Origin of the sequence: Shewanella sp. SW1 (assembly GCF_025653545.1) — a bacterium.
Taxonomy (GTDB): domain Bacteria; phylum Pseudomonadota; class Gammaproteobacteria; order Enterobacterales; family Shewanellaceae; genus Shewanella; species Shewanella oncorhynchi.
Genome location: NZ_JAKKSG010000005.1, coordinates 40181 through 63041, shown reverse-complemented (window position 1 = coordinate 63041; position 22861 = coordinate 40181). Strand labels below are relative to the sequence as shown.

Genomic DNA, 22861 nt, shown 5'->3' with positions numbered 1-22861 from the left:
GGACTCACAAAAACGAGCTAAAGATAAATAAATCTAGGAGTTAACGGAACTTTACCTAGTACTAGCCTGATTTTAAAAACTTAGGTAGCATGAAGCTCTTTGTATTAAATGTCCTCTATTTATGCCAAATAAAAATGCTGGTTTCACCCTGATTGAACTCGTTGTGGTTATTATTATTCTTGGCGTATTAGCCGTAGTAGCTGCACCTAAATTCATTAATTTACAATCAGATGCCTATAAGAGTCAGCTCTCAGGTGCACTGGCTTCGATGAAATCCGCCGTCACCCTATTCAAATCAAAGTCGGAAATTGCTAACAGCGGCACCACGAATAGAGTCGTTTACGACGAAATCCGTGGCGAAAACTATCAGCCTTGGGCTGCCAGCACCATCGGTATAACGCCAAGTACGGCTTACACGACTCCGCCAGAAATTTTTAAAGCGGCAGGGCTAAATGTGAATGAGTGGTCCTATCGAATTTACACCACCAACGGCACCTATGAAGTTATCGCCACACCAAAACAAAAACTGAACCTTGCCACGCCCACAGAAGCGCAAGTCGAAGCGACAAATTGCTATATCGACTATAAATGGGAGACAACGGGCGTTCCCACTTATAAAAAAGTCGACACTGGTTGCTAGGCGACCTTAACGATAAAATATCTATATAAAAACAGTGAGTTAACCTGAGGTTATCTCGCTGTTTTATTTACACACTAAACTCACTTTGTTGTTAATGCTTACGTTTACAATTAAGCATTTTTACAGAGTTAGCACTTATTGCACTCCACCGTATTTCACTAGCACATGCCAGAGCAACTTAAGTTCATGGGCGACTTGCGCACGATTACCGCGGTCACGCCAATGCTGGGGAGAATGGTATAAATCCCGCGCCGCCACGCCTATGGCATAGGCATCGACTCTGTCTTCTATGGCAATCCGATTAGCCAGCGATGGCATAGTTGGCCCACGGAAATCACTGGGGATCTGTGCCGTATGCAGGCTAAAGCCACCATGATATTGCAGCTCAATATCATATTTATCGCAAATTTTACTTAAGCTTGCGCCAATATCAGTCCCCTTAAAACTGGGGTCCGCCACCAGCATGGCGATATCTTCATCGAGGGAAACATCGCCATGGATCTGCGCCTCTATATAATGGTCAAGATTATTCGATAGCGGCCGCTCGAAACGTGACAGCAAGGAAGCATTGAGCTGATGCCCCAAATAATGGATCACATTCAGCGGCTTAAAGTCGGATTTGCCTAAGGCATAGTGACGCTCAAAACTCTCAGTCAGCAGCGCCGCTAAAATATCATCGAAACATGACAGCGTGCCCTTCTCTTTCGGATTACGATACGAGTCAAGATAACTAAAGGTTGAACGCGCCATCGCACTCGTATGAGTCAAAAAATAACAGCTTCCAAAACGTGGGGCGGGACCGTCCTGCCACATCCCCAGATCGAGTGCACCGTATTTAGGCCGAGATTTAGTGCCCTTGTATGCATCCCCAAAAAGCTGATTTTCCCAATGATCCCGTGGGCCACCTAACTCAGGTGACAACTGACCATTAGAAATATGGGTCTCAAACTGGCTGCGGTATTGACCATCGCGCAGTAAACCTTCGGCCACAGTCATACCACGGCTATCGATTCTATCGGGATGAAAATGCAGCGCAATTCGGCCACAGTTGAGCAATTGTTTAAGCGCGAGTTGCATCTCATGCATGGGGATATTTGACATCTGCTGCACATTTTTAATCACAGCGACGGCTTGTTCACTGCGTCCTCGTGCAAGGCGTTCAATATGCTGTATCGCTGTCATAATCCACCTATAAATGAGAGGCGTTTAACCGTTCCTACAATGCCTCATCCTAAAATAAACGTGAGATAAATCGCAAGCATGCAGAGAACGGCTCTTAAGCCACTCCATCTAAATGACTAAGTTAAACATGAATGACTCGGTTAAACATGAATGACTCAGTTAAACGTGACCGTGAAAACACTCAATAATTCTTTCGCTCGGTTCATTGTTAAAAATTCAGCGAATAACATCAATCACGAACTGAACAGATAGCGAAACCAATTGCGTCATTAATTAATTCTACTCCAATCGACTTTAGTTTATACCACTCTCATTATTGTAGCGTGATCTACCGCTAACTCATTCTAACTCTAGATAAAAAATGCCTATGACTTCAATTGATATTATAAAATAGGCCTAATAGTCATCTTGTACCTTGAAATCAATTAACTTCCATAACCTCAAACTCTGCCATCTAAACTTGCGCCTAAAAGATAAGCGAGGCCGAGTGAAAGCCGCCGACAAGCGATTTATGTGCCAATATGAATGAAACCCAGCCCAAAAACCTTTATTAGATGGCACTTAAAGCCCTGATCCTGTAAGCTGCACGCCCGCCAGCAGACCTGGCTATTGACCATAAATGCAGCACAGTGTTGCCACAAGAGACCAATCTATGAGTTTTACCTCCCTGGGCTTATCGGCCCCGATACTTAAAGCCGTTGCCGAACAAGGCTACGACACACCTTCGCCAATCCAAGCTCAAGCAATTCCCGCTGTGCTTCAAGGCAAAGATGTGATGGCGGCCGCCCAAACAGGAACAGGTAAAACAGCAGGTTTCACCCTACCTATGCTCGAACTCCTGAGTAAAGGTAACCGTGCCCAAGCAGGCCAAGTGCGCGCATTAGTGTTAACTCCGACACGCGAATTGGCAGCTCAGGTTGCAGAAAGTGTTGAAACCTATGGTAAGAATTTACCACTGCGCTCAGCGGTGATATTTGGTGGCGTGCCTATCAATCCACAAATTGCTAAATTGCGCCACGGTGTCGATGTATTAGTCGCGACGCCTGGTCGATTGATGGATCTATATAATCAAAAAGCGGTGAAATTCAGCCAGCTTGAGATCTTAGTGTTAGATGAAGCCGACCGCATGCTCGACATGGGCTTTATCCGCGACATCCGTAAGATCCTAGCCATTTTACCTAAGCAACGTCAAAACCTGATGTTTTCGGCCACCTTCTCCGATGAAATTCGTGAGCTGGCCAAAGGCCTAGTCAATGATCCAGTCGAAATTTCGGTCACGCCACGTAACGCGGCAGCGACCACAGTAAAACAATGGGTTTGCCCAGTTGATAAGAGCCAAAAATCGGCACTCTTGATCCAACTCATCAAGCAAAACGATTGGCAACAAGTGTTGGTATTCTCGCGCACTAAACATGGCGCTAACCGTCTGGCGAAAAGCCTTGAAGAGGCAGGTATCAAAGCCGCCGCTATCCACGGTAACAAGAGCCAAACCGCCCGTACTAAAGCCTTGGCCGACTTTAAAAATGGTCAAGCTCGCGTACTGGTTGCAACCGATATCGCTGCCCGTGGTTTGGACATTGACCAATTGCCACAAGTGGTTAACTTCGACTTACCGAACGTGCCAGAAGATTATGTGCATCGTATCGGCCGTACTGGCCGCGCTGGCGCATCGGGTCAAGCCGTGTCACTGGTAAGTAACGAAGAAATCAAACTGCTAAACGATATCGAGCGTTTAATCAATCGCGTATTAGACCGTGAAATGGTTGAAGGCTTTAACCATGAATTGCCAGAATCACGTTTAGGTGGCGGCGGAAAAAGTAGCGGTAAATCAGTACCAAGCCGTAGAAATACTCGCAGCTCAAACCAACCGAGCTCACGCGATGGTGCCCCAAGAAGCGCCGAGCATAAAGATGGTCAACGCAGCGGTGACGTCGCGCGCGGTCACAAGCCAAACGACAAGAATCCAAGACACAGCGGTGAAGCCAGTAGTGCCCCCCGCAGTGATGCCAAACCTCGTCCCCCACGTTCAAACGATGGCCGAGCCAATAGCGCAGGCGCTAGTCGTCCAACTGAAAGCCGTTCAGGCGCTAGCGAGAATCGTAGCCAAGCGGGTGAGAATCCTTACGCCAATGGCCCAAAGAAAAACACCCGTCGCCCAAATAACGGTGCGAGTCGTCCAAGACATTCACAGGATTAATGCAAAAGCTAAGCGAACTTGCTTAGCGATTTAGCCGTATTAAGCCCTAAACAGAAACGCCCAACTCCGCATGGAATTGGACGTTTTTGTTTGTCTTAGTTTGTCTTTATCGATGCTTAGCTCGTTATCTACGCTTTGAACAATAATCGGCTTGAACAATCACGGCCTTAAACAACCTAAGCTAATTCGCCTTTGTATCTGGCAACTGCTGCAGGACTTCATCCGTAAAATAGGGTTCATCTTCAACCCAAAAAATGTAGTCTAAGCCTAGGTAGTTTTGCGCAAAATCCAACAGCTCAGGCACAGTATTCTTTTTACCCGTTTTAGGATTAATCTGCCGCAAATTACCGTCTTGCACCGCCATACCTTTCACCAGTGTCGCTGGGTACTCTTTAATAAAGGCATAACTTTGTGCCATATGACTTTTACGGTAAGGCATCAGATCTGGGCCACCCACACCCATGTTGAGCGATTTGGCTTGCGCAAATAAGCCTCGCATATAGCCTTTGTCATTCCATGGCAGCCATTCGTCTGGCAAAAAGTTCAAATACACCATAGCGGTTGAATGCTGAAATGACTCAGCTAATACCTGAATATTCTCGCCAATCGCATCGATATAGGCTTTAGGATTAAAATCACTGGGGAAGGTGGTCGTTCCATCGGCGTTTTCAGTCCCCACATCAATTGAGCTTTCACTAAAGTTAATGCCCGCAATTTTCCCATCAAACTCTTGGCCAAGCTGACGCACCAATTGTTGATAACGTGCACGCACTGAGGGCTCCCACATTTTGGCTGACCAGCCATACTCATCATCCGTCACCGGTTTATTGGGATCACGCTCTGGTGCACTCAACATGCTTTGCTTCAACACGCCGCCTTGATAAATAGGATCATCGAGCAAATAACGCGGTACATTGACTCTGGGCGTAAAGGATTTCTCTTGCAGCTGGATCCACAATTTTTTGCCTATCGAATCGAGATACGCAATATCGGCCCTAATCGTGCTTAAATCATATTCGCCCTGCTTAGGCTCTAAACTGCGCCAAGTATAAACAATCTGGGCGCCACCAAAGCGGGGATCGTGCAGCGCCTTGTCGGCACGAATGTTTTCTCCGTTAGCCTCACGATGGTTAATGTAGATGAAGTGCTGTAACGGTTGCGGCTCTGACTTAGACTCCGGTTGCGGCTCTGGCAGAATTGATGCAGCGCTCGCTGCGCTCAAAAAGATGCTTAGTAAAATAGTCCATCGAAACATAAATACTCCAAACCGATGCACGCCTTATCACCTGACAAAGCCGTTTATCTGCTCATTTATTTTTTACTCAGAATCACTTCTAACACAGGCAAGCTGAGGGACATATCAATTAAGCAGACAAATACAAAGTGTTACTTAATCGCCCAATAAGATTAGCGGTGACGTGGACAAAAGGCACAGTAACGGCGGTGATAAAAACCAACAAAAAAGGGAATAAACCTGAGTTTATTCCCTTTAAAAATAGAGCGAATTAAATCGAGGTACGATTCAACTCAAGCTAGGCCAAACTTACTTCATTGGCCAAGCGCGGTAAGATTTTCCTTTGATGCGGCCGCCAGTAATTTTGTTCAGTGCTTTCTTGGCAACCTTACGATTAACGGCCACATAGGCGCGGTAATCTGTCACTTGGATTTTACCCACCTGTGAGCCTTCGATACCGTTTTCGCCCGTCAGCGCGCCTAAGATATCCCCTGGACGCAGTTTTTCCTTCTTACCACCATCGATCTGCAGAGTGATCATGGTTGGCGCTGCAGGCGTGTTGCCGAGCAGGCTTTCAGATGGCAGTGATTCGCTGGTGATTTCGCGCTCTAAATACTCTTCTAACAAGGCAATTTTATAACCGTCTTGGTCGTTATAGAAGGTATAAGCGGCGCCTTTACTGCCCGCGCGGCCAGTACGACCGATACGGTGAATATGCACTTCGGTGTCATAGGCGACGTGATAGTTGAACACGGCATCCAGCGCATCGATATCTAAACCACGGGCGGCAACGTCGGTCGCCACTAATACACAGGCACTCTTATTAGCAAATTGCAGCAGGGTTTCGTCCCTATCTCTTTGCTCTAAATCGCCGTGCAAAGCCAATACGCTAAAGCCTAAACCTTCAAGCTCATCGGCCACTTTTTGGGTTTCGCGTTTTGTGTTACAAAACACCACAGCGCTTTCAGGCTTATGTTCTAACAACAATAATTGCAGCGCTTGCATACGCGCCTTGTCATCGTCTAAGTGATAAAAATGTTGGGCGATGCTCAAGCTGTCGTGATTACCCTCAACTTTAACCATGCTTGGGTCATACATGATTTGCTTAGCAATCGATTGAATTTGCTCAGGGAACGTCGCGCTGAATAGCAGCGTCTGACGCTCACGCGGGGCTTGTTCGATAATCGCATCGAGAGCGGGTTGGAAGCCCATTTCTAACATGCGATCGGCTTCATCGAGCACTAACATGTTGAGATTGCTTAAGTCTAAGCGATTGCGATCTAAGTGATCGACGATACGACCCGGCGTACCCACAATAATGTGTGCACCGTGCTCCAGCGAGCCAACCTGTGGCCCCATAGGCACACCGCCGCAAAGTGTCAGTACTTTAACGTTATGAATACCACGGGCAAGGGTGCGGATTTCCTGCGCCACTTGGTCGGCCAACTCGCGGGTTGGGCATAACACTAAGGTTTGAATGCGAAAGCGTTTAACGTCTAACTTGTTCAGTAATCCTAAGCCGAAGGCGGCCGTTTTACCCGAGCCAGTTTTACCCTGACCTATCACATCCTGCCCCGCTAAAATGGGTGGCAAACTTTGCGCCTGAATTGGCGTCATCTCGTTGTAGCCCATAGAAGAAAGGTTCTCAAGCAGTTCGGGTTTTAGCTTAAGAGTCGAAAAAGCCATTGATGGATTAGGCTTAGTATCAGAGTTGCTCAAGGTGAATATCCTGTGGTGGGTAACGAAGCGGCTGCTAGGTTACTGAAATTGCGTTACTTATCGATTTAACTGGTCTATCAAGATTCAGGTTAGCTTTGGGCTAGCTTGAGTTTAGATTTAAGCGCTAGGCTCGCTCAACCCAAAAGCACGGCTATTGTAGCAACAAAGCGCGGCTTTTGCCTCAAGTCCTTAAGCAATAGACATAGCTTGCGTGAACAGCAACAAAAAAAGCCCTGTAGGAATACAGGGCTTAAACTTAAATTTAGGCTTGGATTTAGAATTAGCTCAGCGCGGCAGATTTAACAAATTACGCGATCTGGCCGAAACGCCCGTCTTGATAATCGCGAATCGCCTGCTGAATCTCCGCTTGGGTGTTCATCACAAAGGGACCCATTTGGACGATTTTTTCACGGATAGGTTTACCCGCAAACAGTAACATCCCAGCGCCGCGCTCATCGGCTTTAAGCTTAAGCACACTTTGGCTATCGAGCACTAAAAACTCGCCCTGATGATGTTGATTTGAAGCAGATGACCACTGCGAATCTTCGCCTTTACTCGAATCGCTTTTATATAAGTCACCTTGGTACAAGTACAAGGCGACAAACTCATGTTGAGACAAATCGAGCGTGGCCTCAGCATTTGGCGATAGACTTAAATCAGCAATAGCAGCCTCACCCGCTAACCCTTGAATAGCTGCACTAATAAGCGGTTGATCTTTAAAGCCCCAATCACCCGCTAAGGCTTTTAAGCTAGCACCCGTGTCATTGGCCACTTCAACGCTCGCGCTACCCGCAGTATCTTGATACTTCGCTGGACGCAGCTTGTCTTTGGCGGGCATATTGACCCAAATTTGAAATCCATGCAGACCATCAACAGCATCGGCCAGCGGCATTTCAGAGTGCACTACCCCGAACCCGGTACTCATCCACTGCACATCGCCGGCACGAATCGACTTCACATTACCCATTTGGTCACGGTGCTCAAAACCGCCCTTACGAATGTAAGTGAAGGTCTCCATCCCGCGATGGGGATGTGCGGGGAAGCCGCCAATAAAATCTTGTTCATCATCGGATTTTATTTCGTCGATCATCAAGAAAGGATCAAATTTAGTCGTCACAAAATCGGCGACACGGCGAATATTGACCCCATCGCCATCCATCGCGGCTTTGGCGGAAAACTGACTTAATACTTTCATTGCTGCTCTCCTATCGGTTGAGCAAAGCGATACGTGAAACGCCAAGATCATACGGCTAACACAAGACGCAAACGCTTTGCTGATGGAGGCAGAATAACAAGGAAGTTTACAAAAGAATAACGCGAAATCACGACCTAAACATTCGAAAAAATAGAAGGGTAGATGCCTTATAAGGAGGTAAGGATTAGATGCTAAATGGGGCTAAGACCTTAGTGTTTGTGGATATCCATACACATAGATACAGTGAATAAAAATCTAATCCTGACTATTCTTTAATCCTTATTTGTGATTGGTTTTGGATACTTGAACGGGTAATCTACAACTCATAATCATTGAGGTGATCTATGGATAGAAAATCTTTAATACTGCTGGCAATCATCCTACCTTTGTCGTCCTATGCCGAGGTCTATAAATGTGCGGATGGAAAATATCAATCAGATCCCTGTGATGAATCGAGCCAGCCCCTAATGCTAACTAACGGTTCGTCGATTGGGTTTGTTGTTCCAGAAAAGCGAGACAGTCCAGTAAGTGAATCTGCGCCTGTAAGCAATACTATCGAAACGAAAAAACACCCATGCGCAGGGGTTAAAGTTGACAGGGATGAAATTAGATTTCGTAACCTAGCTATGTGTATGACAGAGGCGCAAATGTTGTCTATCGCAGGCCCACAGCAATATAGTTTTTATGAGTACTATCGGGAAGGTAGGCACTATAAACAGTATTATTTTTCCGAGCCTAGGGCTGGATTTGCGTCTGCCCCCTTAGTTGAAGATGGTTTTGTGGTCGATATAGGCTCTAGTGTTAACTCTACCGATCAGTCACAACAGTGAACCGCGCTCTTTATAAAATCACTAAACCAGTCAGTAAATCTGTTCACCCATAAAGTGAATCCAGCCGCCAAAGTTAAAACAATAATGGTCATAATCCCCCGAATAGGCAGCATCGCCACTCACTTCTTCAAAAAATAAGGCACGCCGAACAGCGTGGCAATAGCAATAGGGACTGATTAAAAAGAGGGGTTCAATACTTATCTTAATTCTGCAAGGGCGCAGCATTCCCCCTTGTCTAATGCTTAACTAAAGCTTAGTAGGAGGTTAGCTACCATGCTATTAAGGTTGAGTGTCTATTTAAATTTTACTGAAAAGTGGCGAAACCTTTTAAATAATTACGCTTATTTTTGATATTACGGTTTGATTTTCGAACTATATCTAATTTAACTCCAACACTTCCCTGAAAAAACATTAAACATCTCTTTCCTGAAGGCACAATAAGGCACTCTCCATCACCCAAAACTTCTACGTTAGGATTTTTAGCAAAGTCATCTAATGGGTCTGATTCATGGTATTGTTTATAAAATTCGCAAAATTTCATCAACATCTCTTTGTTGACTAATTCAAAAATAACCATGTATAGAGTTGTATTTAGAGGTCTTCTGAACTCTTTAAAATACTGGCCTTTTCCCAAAAATGTAAAATACTCGTCAAGATCCGATGCAGAACATGGCATAGTCATATTGAACTCAGACCCATTAAATTTAGCTGTATTTAGCATTCTTGAGACTCTCCCTTGTTCATTCGGTTTTTGGAGAATATCACTAATAGCAGCTTCAGCGATGCAAACATTCTTTGTTTGCAACTTAGCAATAAGCCCGAATATGTAATCCATCTTACTTTTTCTCTGATTACATTTCGTACACGCCATGAAATCACCATCCCCCCTGTTTCGCCTGTTCTCTCTAGACAAAGCGGTATTTGGGATCATATGCTCAATTGAAGATTTTGAAGTCGCATTATGTAGTTCAGTTAAGCGCACCCCACAATATGCACATATTTCGTTCCTTATCATTATGCACTCCAAGCAAGAGGTTCCAAATATAGAATAATCGCATAATATGCCTTCAACTTATGTTCAAGTCACTTACTATTAAAAGACAGTTACCAAAACACCTATTTTTATATTTGATTACGAAAACAAAAAACAGGAAAAATGAAAATCTAAGTGTTAACGGAATTAAGTATGGACATGAACGTGACAGTCAGTGGCATGGTCGCTTTCAAAAAAGTAAGGCACGCCAAATAACGCGGCGACTGCAGTGGTAATTGGTTATTCAAATTTTTCCCTAAGAACAAAAAAGCTAGCAAGTGCTAGCTTTTTTATGCGTCAATTTTCTTAGATAACCTTAAAAATCACGCAAGCTCTGCACGACAATGTTTGCAAATCTTCGCTTCTGCTTTGACTAATTCAGCGCAATCTGGACATTTTTTCATATCACCGGATTGAATGGCATTGGCTTCAATCACTCCTTTTACTGGTGAAATAACTAATGCAATGATAAACCCTATAAGTGGAGAGAGAATGACCGCAAGAAGGAAAAATCCCACTCCAGATCGACCTTTGGTGTTCGCATATACACCCACTAAAATTGCCAAAATTAGCCATCCAAGAAACATAAACATAGTCATTTCCTTATTTACTTTAACTAACTCAAAAATAGTCTTATTTATAAGCTATTGATTCATATCCGCTCGCAGTAAATACCGAACATCGATTTTTTGCAATAGCCGATTGCAGTCTAATGACTAAGATGCAGGCAATCTTACACCACCAGTTTATACATTCACGAAGTCGATAAATCACTTTGGCGCAATAGCTTTTTAGCCAAATGGACTGTTCAATGGTCGTTAAGATTGGCATTGTTGTAACTGTGACCGTTGGCGGCATGGATGCCGCCGTCGAGGCTATATGGACATATTCACGGCGTGTCACAGGGTAAACAATGACAATCCTGTACAGCGAATTGGAGGGACTTTTGAAGTTCAGCTTTTAATAGTGAGGAGCAAAACCAAACCTAGTCTGGTTTAAACACGCCGATCACTGCGCCGGTGGCTTTTTCTGTCACCTTTTCATCGGTTTGCTGTTCACGGTAATCACACTCTGTGCATTCAACGGTTTCGATGCCGTTTTCTTTGTAGAGTAAAATGCTGTCTTTGGCGCTGCATTTTGGGCACTTAGCACCGGCTACGAAACGCTTTTTGATTTTAGTGTTTGTCATAATAGATAAAGGACCAGATAGCAGGGCCAAGGGACTCGGCCGAAGAAATTGCCGCTATTTTGCCACACTGATGATTGAATGCCAGTGTTACCTGAAAGTATGAGGCCTTAAGCCGATGTGATGCGATTCGCTAAAGATCATCCTGAAAAGTCGAATAATTGTCCGAGTTATCGGATCAGGCTGTGGTTTGATACGGGGTTGTACGCTATTATCTGTGCCCTGACGAATTTACGTTCTAACCAAGTTGTAGTTAATGATCAGCATCAACCAAGCGCAATTAATCCGTGGCAGCAAAACCCTGCTAGATGAGACCTCTCTCACGATTTATCCCGGCCATAAGGTCGGTTTAGTCGGTGCTAACGGCACAGGCAAATCTTCACTGCTCGCATTAATTTTAGGTCACTTAAGCCTAGATAAAGGTGAATTTAGTCTGCCTTCTGGCTGGCAAATTGCCACTGTGGCCCAAGAAACCCCTGCGCTCGACGTCTCGGCACTGGAATATGTGATCGATGGCGATAGCGAATATCGTCAATTAGAAGCCCTATTACACAAGGCCCAAGAAGATAACGACGGCAATGCCATCGCACTCTTACACGGCAAAATCGACGCTATCGGTGGTTATGCGATTCATTCGCGCGCGGGTTCATTGTTAGCGGGTCTGGGCTTTAGTGAAGCTGAGCAAAGCAATCCAGTGAAAAGCTTTTCGGGTGGTTGGCGTATGCGCCTCAACTTAGCCCAAGCGCTACTGTGCCGCTCTGACTTATTACTCCTCGACGAACCGACCAACCACTTGGATTTAGATACCATGTACTGGCTCGAAGGTTGGATTAAGTCCTATCAAGGCACGCTGATTTTAATCAGCCATGATAGGGACTTTATCGATGAAATCGTTGATGAAATCGTCCACGTTGAAAATCAAAAACTCAATTTCTACAAAGGCAATTACAGTGCCTTTGAGCGCATTCGTGCCGAACGTATGTCGCAACAACAGGTTGCCTTTGAACGCCAACAAAAAGAACGTGCACACATGCAGTCCTTCGTTGACCGTTTCCGTTACAAGGCAAGTAAAGCCAAACAAGCGCAGAGCCGCTTAAAGGCACTAGAGCGCATGACTGAGTTGTTGCCGTCTCAAGCCGATAGCCCCTTTTATATGGAGTTTCGTGCCCCTGAAGCCCTGCCCAATCCGCTGATTAAGATGGAGCAAGTCGCAATAGGCTATGGCGACAAACCCATCCTGAGCAAGGTGCATTTAAACTTAGTACCGGGGGCGCGCATTGGTTTACTCGGCCGTAACGGCGCGGGTAAATCGACATTAATCAAGTTGTTATCGGGTCAATTATCGCCAATGACAGGTTTGTATGAACCTAATCCCGGCGTTAATATTGGCTACTTTGCCCAGCATCAAATCGAATTTTTACGCCTCGACGACACGCCGATGCAGCATTTAGTACGTCTGGCACCCAATGCCAGAGAGCAAGAGTTGCGTAACTTCTTAGGCGGTTTTGGCTTTAATGGCGATATGGCGCTCTCACCTGTACGCCCCTTTTCTGGCGGCGAGAAAGCCCGTTTAGTGTTGGCGCTATTAGTTTGGCAACGCCCTAACCTATTGCTCCTCGATGAACCCACCAACCATTTAGACTTAGAGATGCGCCACGCCCTGACAATGGCACTGCAAACCTTTGAAGGTGCTATGGTTGTCGTCTCGCATGATAGGCATTTACTGCGTTTAACCTGTAGTGATTATTATCTGGTCGATCAAGGTGAAGTACGCGCCTTCGACGGCGACTTAGACGATTATCACCAATGGTTGCTCGATGCGGCGAAAGCCAACTCGAATCAAAACAGCACCAGCGACGAGATCAAACCTGCCGCCGATAAAAAACAGCAAAAACGCCTCGAGGCCGAGATCCGCCAAAAGGTATCGCCGCTCAAGCGCAAACAAACTAAGTTAGAAACCGAGCAACAAAAGCTGAGCGAACGCCTCGCCGAGCTAGAGCACTTGCTGGCAGATAGCGAATTGTATGATCAAGATAACAAAGCCAAGCTAACCTCGGTATTAACCGAGCGAACGAGCTTGACGCAAACCTTAGAAGACAGTGAAATGCAATGGCTCGAGTTGCAAGAAGAGATAGATGCAATGGAGCAAGAGGTCATGGAGCAACAATAACTCCAGCGTTCTTTTACATAAAAGTCAGTAGCAGCGGCAATACAAGGAAATAGTATGGCGGTTTTAACCCAGTTCGACAGTCAACTCTGGCAATGGTGTGATATGAGCTATGCGCAAAACAAAGCGCTCTGTCTCGAATTGCAAAATAGCTGTCAGGTGAACGTCAATCTACTGCTACTGGCACAATATTTAGATATCACTATGGATGTGTCTGGGCCGCAGCAATACAGCACGGACCAATGGCAAGCACTGATGAATGCTGTAGGTGAATGGGATGAAAGGTTTCTCACGCCCTATCGCAAATTACGTAAACTCGCTAAATCCAGCCTGAATGAGCAAGAGTATCAGCAGATGCTCGCTGTTGAGCTGATGATGGAACGTAAAGCGCAGCGAACCATCTTGAATAAACTCAATGAACTCAGCCCAAACGGCCAAGCGACAAATCTAGTGAGCTACTTAAGCCTGTTTGGACTCAGTGACATTGACGCCAACGAAATCGGCCTCATTGCGCCCTGATCTAAGTTAATCAAGTTAAAACAAGCTCAACCATGTTAGCTCAAACTCAATCAAATTAACGCTATGATCATCTGAGCCGCTAACAGCTGCGGCCTTGCGGATAGCGTTCACAGTCATCCTCGATCACCAACCAGTTCAGCTGACTCTCAGTATAAATATGGTACTTAGGCTGAACTTGATTAGCATCGTCCAGACTCGCTATGCTCAAGGTCGAATAATCAGGATATTGAGTATGTCGGTAAGTTAACGATGTACCGCATTGGTCACAAAATCCACGGCGAATAAACTCGGACGATGCAAACTCAGTCACCTGACCTTTAAGCCAAATCACTTGGCTGAGTTTAAAATCCATCCAAGCCCCAAATGCAGATCCCGTGCTTTTTTGGCATGAACGGCAGTGGCAATAATCCGCATCAAAGGGTTCACCTTCAATCAGATAACGAATCGCGCCGCATAAGCAACCACCTTCCCGTAATATGTTTTCAGACATTCACACCCCATCAAGCTTTATCAAGCTAAGCTGCATTTTGATAAGATAACATCAGGCTTTACCGTCAGTGAGCTTTTGCGCAAGTGCGGTGGCATTACGTGCCGTGATGCCATAAATCGACAGCTGCGGGTTAGCGCCAAGGCTGGTCGGGAAGATAGACCCATCCATTACAGATAAATTCTCTAAATAGTGCGACTGACCATAACTGTTGACCATAGAAAGCTTTTCATCTTCGCCGAAGGGACAACCGCCCATCACGTGCGCCGATGCGACGATAGTGCGCAGTGGCGCGAGTGACATCTGCGCAATGCTCTCTTTGGCGTCTTTCCACGAGGATAAGTAAGGCATGCCATCGCTGATCGGCAACACTTTTAAGGCGCCCGCCGAGAATTGTAACTCCGCCATGCTGGCAAAAGCGCGTCTCGCGGCCCGCCAAAAGGCATCGGTCAGCGGATAATCTAAAGCAAAACCCTTATCCCTTAAGTGTACTTCACCGCCTTGACTGTCGGGATGATAGCCATCGCGGATCAAAGCGATAGTCACTTGCAACTGATTGAATTGTGACATTAACTCAGCATGACTTGTACCATATCCTAAGGTTTTAGAGGCAATTAAAATCGGATGCACCGGCGGCACTTCGAGTTTATAACCCAGCTCACCATCGGCGCCATTGTTCCACACAAATTCATCGGAATAGATAGATTGCGGCGCACCGCTATGGCCATTGATCGAATCGGCAAATACGCCGCCGGATAACAAAGTAGGATGTAAAAAGGTGCGTTTACCCAAAAGTTGGTGAGGATCGGGCACTTGCGAACGCATCAAAATCGTCGGTGTATGGATAGCACCCGCACTCAAAATATAATGTTTAGCCTTAAATAACAGCTCAACGTCAGTGGGTCGTAAATTCACATCCAGCGCCTGCGCCTTTAACGCAAACACTTGACCATTATGGTGCTCAATCTTAGTCACTTTAGCGCGACTGATCAGCTGCGCGCCTTTCTCAAGTGCCGCGGGAATCGTAGTGACTAACATAGATTGCTTCGCATTGACCGGACAACCCATTCCGCAATAGCCGGTATTCCAGCAACCCGCCACATTGCGTTTAATTACTGTGTATTCCCAGCCAAGATTGATACAACCTTGCTTCAGGGCGGCATTATTGCGATTAGGCTCATAATTCCATTCATGAATGTTGAGCCGTTGTTCCATTTGCTCAAACCAAGGATCTAAACTCTCGCGATTAAGCCCAGCAACCGACTTATGTTGCGCCCAAAAAGCTAACGCCTCGGTCGGCGTGCGAATAGAAGTGGTCCAGTTAACTGTGGTTGAGCCACCGACTGCGCGGCCTTGAAAAATGCCAATCGCCTTATCGGCGGTTTTCATCGCCGCGGCTTGTTGATACAAGTTGGGATAAGCGACCCGCTCTTCCATATTAAAATCGCTGGAGGATTTTAGCGGCCCCGCCTCAATCATGATCACGCTTAGCCCTGCTTGGGTGAGGATTTCAGCCGCCACACCGCCGCCAGCACCTGTACCGACAATAATCACATCAGCTTCAAACTGCTGGTTTTCTTGCAATTGGCTCGCATCAGTGTGCAACCAACCAGAGCTTAAACCATTCACTATAGGATCTATGATTGCCAACTTGAGTGCTCCACTGTCGCGGGTAAGATGCTTATTATTCGGCGTTTGATTAGGTTAAAAATGGACTCGCTATTTGAACAGTTCAGGCTTGGCATAATGCAGGCGGCTCCAGTGCTCAGGACAAGCGTAGTAACTTGCCATCACTAATTCCCGCAATCCGAGATAAGCCGTTTGTAACAAAGCAAAATAACTGTGCCGCCAGGTTTCTAACATATCAGTTAACTCGGCGGGAGAGCGCATCAATAGCGGCGTCATGCTCGAGGTGAGTACCAGTAAACCAAGACGATTTTCGAGCATATCGAGCAGCTCAAACAATTCGGTCTGCTGCTCATCGGGTAACACAGCAATCGACTGTTTGATGGCATCTAAAGTGCGGTTTTGCGCCGCTAACTTATGAATGGCCACATCAGGCAAGGCGCCGTCGAGCATCACAGGCAAAAGCACGCTAAACAACAAACGATAATCTTTGCCTTCGCTATCCTCGGGCAAACTAAACTCAGGAGAATAGAGATTAACCCCTAAGGCTAACGCCGCCGTACCGGCAAACGCGCCCATTATAAAGGTTCGTCGCTTCATCTCTATCTCCTAATTATCAACCTAAATGTCGGCCTAAATATCAGCATAAAAAACAATTGTGCTACAATGGCCGCGAGTTTATACCCAAGCGACCTCAAAATACGAATTTCAGCATTTTGAGTTGGTTTGGGTATAAATTAAACACACGTTTTAATTTTCAGCAATAGCCGATACCAAGATAAACATCTATGCCAAATTCCTTTATGCCACCTTGGTGGGCCAAGAGTCCCCATATACAAACGATTTTACCCGTATTCACTAAAGTGGCCAAACCAGCATTACAGCGGCAGCGCTTAGAGTTACCCGATGGCGATTTTATCGATTTAGATTGGCAGGATTTTCCACTGTCTGGCAAACCGATCGTGGTGATCATCCACGGCTTAGAAGGAAGTGCGCAGTCCCATTATGCGCGGCGGATACTGCAAGCCTGTAAAGAACAGCAACTCGCTGCCGTCGTGCATCATCACAGAAGTTGTTCGGGTGAGGCCAATCGCCTCGCCCGCAGTTATCACAGTGGCGATACGGACGATTTACAGTTTAGTCTATCGACTCTGAAAAGCGCGTATCCGCAATCGCCCTTATTAGCCGTAGGTTACAGTTTAGGCGGCAATGTGCTGACTAAGTATCAAGGCGAATATCAGGATGATAGTTTATTAGCCCGCGCAGTGGTTGTCTCTGCGCCGCTGCAATTGTCAGCCTGTGCTAAACGCTTGGAAAATGGCTTTTCAAAGGTGTATCAAAGTTATTTAATCAAACAGTTGCAACAGAAGATAAGCCATAAACTGAATGATCCCGACTTAGCCATCTCTATGCCGCTAAGCCAGTTGCAGGTCGACCGTTTAAATACCTTCTATGATTTTGACGATAAAGTCACAGCGCCATTGCACGGCTTTGACGGCGTCGACGATTACTATACGCGTGCTAGTGGCTTACCCTTTGTCAGCCGCATTACTAAACCGACGCTTATCATCCATGCCAAGGACGATCCCTTTATGACCGATGAAGTGATCCCCCAATCAAGTCAATTGTCGGGCTATGTGGAATACGAACTGCATCCCTATGGCGGCCATGTCGGCTTTATTGAAGGCGGTACACCTTGGAAACCGCGCTTCTACCTTGAGAGACGGATTTTACATTTTTTATTAGGCGATCAAAGTGTTGACTCACTTAGCGCAGACCCAATCAACGGCGACAATATCACCCAAGGAAACACCGATGCTCATTCCCTATGAAACCCTGTTACAACTCCCCAAGGAAACGCTCGCCAATGTGATCCGCGAATATCTCTTCGGTCAAGTGGAGGATGGCAGCTTTGCCAGTCTCGATGAACAGGAGCTTGCTCAGGCGATAGTCCAATGTCAACAAGCACTTAAGCAAGGTAAGCTGAAATTAGAGTACAGTGAAGACGATGAATCCTTCGCCATACGTTCAGCGGAACAAATAGCACAGCAGCAAGATTGACCAGTCCTACCTCTGTACCGTATAAATAGTACTCGCGTTTTTATCGCTTCCCCATAAGCGGCTCTTTTGGTTCCTAGCTAGGTAGAAAAAATGTCAGCAAAACATCCCATTATTGCAGTTACAGGCTCATCAGGCGCGGGAACCACCACCACCACGACCGCCTTTAGCCATATTTTTCGCCAACTCGGGATCAACGCCGCCTTTGTCGAAGGCGACAGTTTTCATCATTTTACCCGCGCCGAAATGGAAGTCATGATCCGCAAATCCCAAGCTGAAAATCGCAATCTTAGCTATTTTGGCCCAGAGGCTAATAACTTTGCTCGTTTAGAGCAATGCTTTCGCGATTACAGCACCACAGGCCAAGGTGAAACCCGCAGCTATTTACACACCTTCGATGAGGCAGTGCCTTTTAACCAGATGCCCGGCACTTTTACCCAATGGCGACCACTACCTGAAAATACCGATATGCTCTACTACGAAGGCTTACATGGCGGCGTAGTTACTGGTGATGCCAATGTCGCCCAGCATGTGGACTTGCTGATCGGCATGGTCCCCATAGTCAACTTAGAGTGGATCCAAAAAATTATCCGCGATACTTCGGAGCGTGGACACAGCCGTGAAAAAGTCATGGGGTCAATTGTGCGCAGTATGGACGACTATATTAAGCACATGACGCCGCAGTTCTCCCGCACTCACATTAACTTTCAACGAGTACCGACGGTCGATACCTCTAACCCATTTAGTGCCAAAGATATTCCGAGCTTAGATGAGAGCTTTGTGGTGATCCGCTTCCGCGGTATCAATAATGTCGACTTTCCCTATTACCTCAATATGATCCAAGGTTCATTTATGTCACGGGTCAACACACTCGTCGTCCCAGGCGGCAAAATGTCGCTGGCGATGGAGCTGATCCTCACGCCTTTGATTAAAGATTTGATGGAAAAACGTCAGCAACTTAATACCCCAGAAGCGAACTGAAACCTTGAGGATTTGTGGGCAATTTTGACTAAAGGCTAAGGAAATAAAGTCTTTTTTTGCAATGGATTAAGTTTTATTTAAGCCACTAGCGCTAATCTTGTCGGCATCGGGATTTCAGGCGAAAGAACGATAGTTGGCATACTCTTGGGAGTTAATTCCCCCATCTTGATCTGTTGATTTCCTTGAGTATGTCAGCAACCTTTTTAACGAAACTATATAAGTTAATTCCGCATCCATGCTTGATCTCTTGATTCCCTTGAGTATGTCAGCAACCCTATCTTAAACTCTAAGTCTTCAGAGTTAATCCCGCATCCATGCTTGATCTCTTGATTCCCTTGAGTATGTCAGCAACCTTTTATGAAGAATGAATTCCACATCTATGCTTGATCTGTTGATTCCCTCGAATATGTCAGCAATCTTATCTTAAACTCTAAATCTTCAGAGTTAATTCCACATCCATACTTGATCTGTCGATTTCCTTGAGTGTGTCAGCAACCTTTTTAATGTGACTTTATATAAGTTAATTCCGCATTCATACTTGATCTCTTGATTCCCTTGAGTATGTCAGCAACCTCTCAGAAAATAGGTTCTAGGCTCTAGATTCTAGGAAAACAGAACGTTCGTAAACTCACTCATAGAACGCTGCACTTACCGAAAGGGTAAAGCCTGTTCCGTAAATCGTGAGTCACAAAGTGACGTTCTGTAGCAGTTTGCTGCATGCCGCTATCCGTAGCCGCAACGCGGCGTTCTAGCAGCAGCGTTTTTTACTGCGCCCTAGCAGACCAAAGACCGTCCTAGATTTTTATACATCACCATGCACTCTAAGGCTATGCCTCTGGGCGAACAGTAGATAGATTCCTCCTCTAAACCTTCACCACCAAAACCACAGTGACGATAGAAATCCACCGCATTTAAAGTTGACTCCAATCTGAGTTGGGCTATCCCCTGATTAAAAGCCATAGTTTCAATAAATTGTAGCAATACCTTGCCGACACCTAACCCCATAGCATTGGGGGAAACAAACAAGGCTTCTAACTGGGCATAGGGTTCATCCAACATGGCAGTGCCGACCACAGTCTTAAGCTGCGACTCGTCAGAGGACAACTCTGCCACATAAAAATGTACATCGACGATACGGCTAAATTGCTCGGTCAGTTCGCCCTCGGTCCAAATCACCAGATCGCCCGCATCATAAAATCCAGCGCAGCCCTTATTGATCGCCGCATTGCGGATATCCCAGCAGGCCTGAGCATCCGCTTTCGTTGCTTTTCGTATAGTTATCATCATGTTTCCCGATTAAAAATGCTCAGCCATAACATGCCATGAAGCCACTGAAACGCCAAGTAAACGAGTGTTCTCATCTTTCAACCAATAAAAAACCGCCCGTAGGCGGTTTAATCAAAGCTACGGAACCTTAATGGATCTTAGCTAACATATCTGATTTAGTCTTAGCGCTAGACTTAGCCTTTAACCAATTCACTAGCTAGGCTTAGCCTTTAATCAATTCACTAATAGTCAATACGCCATGGGTCGTTGCACCCGCGCCCCACATGGCAGAAGCTGAATCTTCAAAAGCGCCCGCTAAATCAACGTGTAACCATTTAGCTTCAGGTGACACGAAACGCCATAAGAAACCAGCGGCATTAGAAGCACCACCTGCACCACCGCCTTTCATTGCGCGGCTGTTGGCTGTGTCAGCATAGGCAGATGGACACATTTCTTTGTGCCAAGGATCCAGCGGCAGCGGCCATACGCGCTCGGCAACGCTAGTGGCTTTTTGCTGGGCCAGTTGCAACACATCCGCCTGTGGCGAGAAAATCGCGTTGTAGTTAGAACCCACCGCCATCACAGCGGCGCCTGTAAGGGTCGCTGCATCGATAATAAAAGGTGCGCCTGTAGCAGAAGCGGCTTGTAGGCCATCGGCCAACACTAAGCGCCCTTCCGCATCTGTGTTCACCACTTCAACTGTTACACCATTTTTGTAGGTCAGAATATCACCTAACTTATAGGCGCGGCCGCTGATCAAGTTTTCAGCACAACATAAGAAGAGTTTAACGCGTTTGTTGAGGCCAGATTTGATCGCTAAACCGAGCGCTGCAGTCACAGTCGCCGCCCCGCCCATGTCGCATTTCATGCCTAACATGCCTTCAGAGGCTTTAATGCTGTAACCGCCAGAATCAAAAGTAATCCCTTTACCCACAAGCGCCACAGACACGGGTGCATCGGCGGCTAATGGGTTGAAGTCTAACTCTAACATTGCTGGTGGACGCTCACTGCCGCGACCGACGGCATGGATACCAATCCACTGTTCTTCGAGCAGCGCTTCACCTTCGATAATCCGATAACTTACCTTGTCGCCACCAACGTCAGCCAACCATTTTGCTGCTTGTTGGGCAAGCTTCACTGGCGACAGGTTTTCAGGCGTATCGTTGATCAGTTGACGGGCAAAGGTTGCCACATCTAGTCGACGTTGCAATTCTGCTTGCACAGACTCATCACCACACCAATGGATTTGATAGCCTGGTTTTGCCGTCGCGAAACCTTGGGCAAACACCCATTGGCTATTGAGATCCCAAAACTGCCCAGCTAATTCCACGCAGCTAATACCTTGATTGCGCAGTTTACGGGCCGCCATTTGAATTTGACGTAGCTCATCGCCACCCGCTAAATGAATTTGTGCACCGTCGGCAGTATAAGTCACATCAGCCTTGCCCCAGTGCGCGGCGGGTGCTTCTTTGGTTAATTGCACTTTCATCAATTCAGTTACTTTTAGTTCACTCATTAGGGATCCTTATTTTTCGATTCGTTTTAGAATAATCAATCAGAACAATCAATCAGCAATCAGAACAAACTTTATGGCGGCAGTTTACTGCTAGCAGACGATGACGCAAAGCGATTGGCTGAAGTTACTCAGGTAAAATCTGTAAACATTTGCGAAATTTGCTAGGCTTTGCGACCTAGAACAGCCGAGATAGGTCTACCGATGGAATTTACTCCGCCACTACAACAGGGCATTTTACTGCGCCGCTATAAACGTTTTCTGGCCGATGTGCAGTTAAGCGACGGCAGTGAGATCACCCTACATTGCCCCAATACCGGCTCTATGCGTAATTGCCTGTATCCCGGTGAAACCGTATGGTTTTCTACCTCTGATAACCCTAAACGTAAATATGCCCATACGTGGGAACTGATGACCACGCCAGATGCAGGCTTAATCGGTATCCACTCGGGTCAGGCGAACACCTTAGCCGAAGAAGCCATCAATAAAGGTATCATCAAGGAACTCACGGGTTATGATAGCCTCAGCCGTGAAGTCAAATACGGTGATGAAAATAGTCGCATCGATATCCTACTACAGGGTGCTCAAAAACCCGCCTGTTATATAGAAGTCAAAAGTTGTACTTTGCTCGAAGATGGCCAAGGTTATTTTCCTGATGCTGTGAGCTTACGCGGTCAAAAACATTTACGTGAATTGATGCACATGGTGAGTCAAGGCCACAGAGCCGTATTGCTATTTGTGGTGCAGCACAGTGAAATATTCAGTGTTGCCCCCGCAGCACATATCGACCCTGAATATGCTAAGTTACTGAAAATGGCTGTGTTAGCCGGCATTGAAGTGCTAGCCTATCGCTGTAAAATCTCCCCTACTGAGATTCACCTAGCCCAAGCCTGCGATGTACGAGTATGATGTTAAGGCTGAGTTAAATTTGATTTCATTTGAATTAGCGAACATAGTCAAAAAATTCAATCAAAGCAGAATGAAAAGTTTGCCTCGATGTGAAGATTCTGCTATAGATAGCGGCCGTT

General features: G+C 46.1%; 21 protein-coding genes. 9 read left to right on the top strand and 12 right to left on the bottom strand.

Going from position 1 to position 22861, the window contains the following annotated elements; translation table 11 throughout:
* Window positions 1–121 precede the first annotated feature (121 nt).
* On the top strand, window positions 122–640 hold the full coding sequence (locus L5M71_RS05995; RefSeq protein WP_131524301.1) for a type II secretion system protein: 519 nt from the start codon (window positions 122–124) through the stop codon (window positions 638–640).
* A gap of 135 nt (window positions 641–775) precedes the next feature.
* Here L5M71_RS05995 and L5M71_RS05990 read toward each other — a convergent pair whose 3' ends face one another.
* Entirely contained in the window at window positions 776–1822 is a 1047-nt protein-coding gene (locus L5M71_RS05990; RefSeq protein ID WP_263207174.1) for a DUF3626 domain-containing protein, read from the bottom strand.
* Between the two features lie 652 nt (window positions 1823–2474).
* Between L5M71_RS05990 and L5M71_RS05985 the strand changes: the two genes are divergently transcribed.
* Window positions 2475–4019, top strand: coding sequence for a DEAD/DEAH box helicase (locus L5M71_RS05985; RefSeq protein ID WP_263207172.1), 1545 nt, complete (start codon window positions 2475–2477; stop codon window positions 4017–4019).
* Window positions 4020–4200: 181 nt separating this feature from the next.
* On the opposite strand, the gene L5M71_RS05980 is transcribed toward L5M71_RS05985, so the two are convergent.
* The 3 genes from L5M71_RS05980 to L5M71_RS05970 all read right to left on the bottom strand — a co-directional run bounded on the left by L5M71_RS05980 (window position 4201) and on the right by L5M71_RS05970 (window position 8167).
* A complete protein-coding gene (locus L5M71_RS05980) occupies window positions 4201–5274 on the bottom strand; it encodes a hypothetical protein (protein WP_263207170.1) in 1074 nt (357 codons plus the stop codon).
* Between the two features lie 288 nt (window positions 5275–5562).
* Entirely contained in the window at window positions 5563–6939 is a 1377-nt protein-coding gene (gene dbpA / locus L5M71_RS05975) for an ATP-dependent RNA helicase DbpA (protein WP_011847678.1), read from the bottom strand.
* A 340-nt stretch (window positions 6940–7279) separates the two neighbouring features.
* Window positions 7280–8167 carry a pirin family protein gene (locus L5M71_RS05970; RefSeq protein ID WP_263207168.1) on the bottom strand — a complete coding sequence of 296 codons (888 nt, stop codon included), beginning with the start codon at window positions 8165–8167 and terminating at the stop codon, window positions 7280–7282.
* Window positions 8168–8511: 344 nt separating this feature from the next.
* Between L5M71_RS05970 and L5M71_RS05965 the strand changes: the two genes are divergently transcribed.
* The gene (locus L5M71_RS05965) at window positions 8512–8997 is read left to right on the top strand and encodes a hypothetical protein (RefSeq protein WP_263207166.1); all 486 of its coding nucleotides are present in this window, start codon (window positions 8512–8514) and stop codon (window positions 8995–8997) included.
* Between the two features lie 304 nt (window positions 8998–9301).
* Here the strand turns inward: L5M71_RS05965 and L5M71_RS05960 are convergent, their stop codons facing one another.
* The 3 genes from L5M71_RS05960 to L5M71_RS05950 form a co-directional block, all read right to left on the bottom strand.
* Window positions 9302–10012 (bottom strand): hypothetical protein, encoded by a 711-nt coding sequence (locus tag L5M71_RS05960; protein ID WP_263207164.1) that lies wholly within the window; start codon window positions 10010–10012, stop codon window positions 9302–9304.
* Window positions 10013–10353: 341 nt separating this feature from the next.
* Window positions 10354–10623, bottom strand: coding sequence for a hypothetical protein (locus tag L5M71_RS05955; RefSeq protein ID WP_242326070.1), 270 nt, complete (start codon window positions 10621–10623; stop codon window positions 10354–10356).
* 392 nt (window positions 10624–11015) lie between these two features.
* Entirely contained in the window at window positions 11016–11219 is a 204-nt protein-coding gene (locus tag L5M71_RS05950) for a YheV family putative zinc ribbon protein (protein ID WP_012088350.1), read from the bottom strand.
* A 253-nt stretch (window positions 11220–11472) separates the two neighbouring features.
* Between L5M71_RS05950 and L5M71_RS05945 the strand changes: the two genes are divergently transcribed.
* Together L5M71_RS05945 and L5M71_RS05940 are read left to right on the top strand one after the other, a co-directional pair.
* Window positions 11473–13386, top strand: a complete 1914-nt coding sequence (locus tag L5M71_RS05945) for an ABC transporter ATP-binding protein (protein ID WP_198572870.1) — start codon at window positions 11473–11475, stop codon at window positions 13384–13386.
* 54 nt (window positions 13387–13440) lie between these two features.
* Window positions 13441–13902: a TIGR02444 family protein gene (locus L5M71_RS05940; protein WP_006082954.1), complete on the top strand. Its 462-nt coding sequence runs from the start codon at window positions 13441–13443 to the stop codon at window positions 13900–13902.
* A gap of 79 nt (window positions 13903–13981) precedes the next feature.
* On the opposite strand, the gene L5M71_RS05935 is transcribed toward L5M71_RS05940, so the two are convergent.
* The 3 genes from L5M71_RS05935 to L5M71_RS05925 form a co-directional block, all read right to left on the bottom strand.
* Complete coding sequence (locus tag L5M71_RS05935) at window positions 13982–14392, bottom strand: GFA family protein (protein WP_198572871.1); 411 nt, start codon at window positions 14390–14392, stop codon at window positions 13982–13984.
* A gap of 51 nt (window positions 14393–14443) precedes the next feature.
* The gene (locus L5M71_RS05930; protein ID WP_263211069.1) at window positions 14444–16039 is read right to left on the bottom strand and encodes a GMC family oxidoreductase; all 1596 of its coding nucleotides are present in this window, start codon (window positions 16037–16039) and stop codon (window positions 14444–14446) included.
* A gap of 69 nt (window positions 16040–16108) precedes the next feature.
* On the bottom strand, window positions 16109–16615 hold the full coding sequence (locus tag L5M71_RS05925; RefSeq protein ID WP_105251529.1) for a TAT leader-containing periplasmic protein: 507 nt from the start codon (window positions 16613–16615) through the stop codon (window positions 16109–16111).
* Window positions 16616–16803: 188 nt separating this feature from the next.
* On the opposite strand from L5M71_RS05925, the gene L5M71_RS05920 reads away from it, so the two are divergent.
* The 3 genes from L5M71_RS05920 to L5M71_RS05910 all read left to right on the top strand — a co-directional run bounded on the left by L5M71_RS05920 (window position 16804) and on the right by L5M71_RS05910 (window position 19054).
* Complete coding sequence (locus L5M71_RS05920; protein WP_263207160.1) at window positions 16804–17847, top strand: hydrolase; 1044 nt, start codon at window positions 16804–16806, stop codon at window positions 17845–17847.
* Window positions 17831–18076, top strand: coding sequence for a YheU family protein (locus L5M71_RS05915; protein WP_173246707.1), 246 nt, complete (start codon window positions 17831–17833; stop codon window positions 18074–18076). Before L5M71_RS05920 ends, L5M71_RS05915 begins: the two co-directional genes overlap by 17 nt.
* Before the next feature lie 90 nt (window positions 18077–18166).
* Window positions 18167–19054 (top strand): phosphoribulokinase, encoded by an 888-nt coding sequence (locus L5M71_RS05910; RefSeq protein WP_011847692.1) that lies wholly within the window; start codon window positions 18167–18169, stop codon window positions 19052–19054.
* A gap of 774 nt (window positions 19055–19828) precedes the next feature.
* Here the strand turns inward: L5M71_RS05910 and L5M71_RS05905 are convergent.
* Together L5M71_RS05905 and pepB are read right to left on the bottom strand one after the other, a co-directional pair.
* Entirely contained in the window at window positions 19829–20338 is a 510-nt protein-coding gene (locus tag L5M71_RS05905; protein ID WP_263207158.1) for a GNAT family N-acetyltransferase, read from the bottom strand.
* Window positions 20339–20543: 205 nt separating this feature from the next.
* The gene (pepB, locus tag L5M71_RS05900; RefSeq protein WP_131525361.1) at window positions 20544–21836 is read right to left on the bottom strand and encodes an aminopeptidase PepB; all 1293 of its coding nucleotides are present in this window, start codon (window positions 21834–21836) and stop codon (window positions 20544–20546) included.
* Between the two features lie 201 nt (window positions 21837–22037).
* Here pepB and sfsA point away from each other — a divergent pair, with 201 nt between their 5' ends.
* A complete protein-coding gene (gene sfsA / locus L5M71_RS05895) occupies window positions 22038–22742 on the top strand; it encodes a DNA/RNA nuclease SfsA (protein WP_113939738.1) in 705 nt (234 codons plus the stop codon).
* Window positions 22743–22861: the final 119 nt, after the last annotated feature.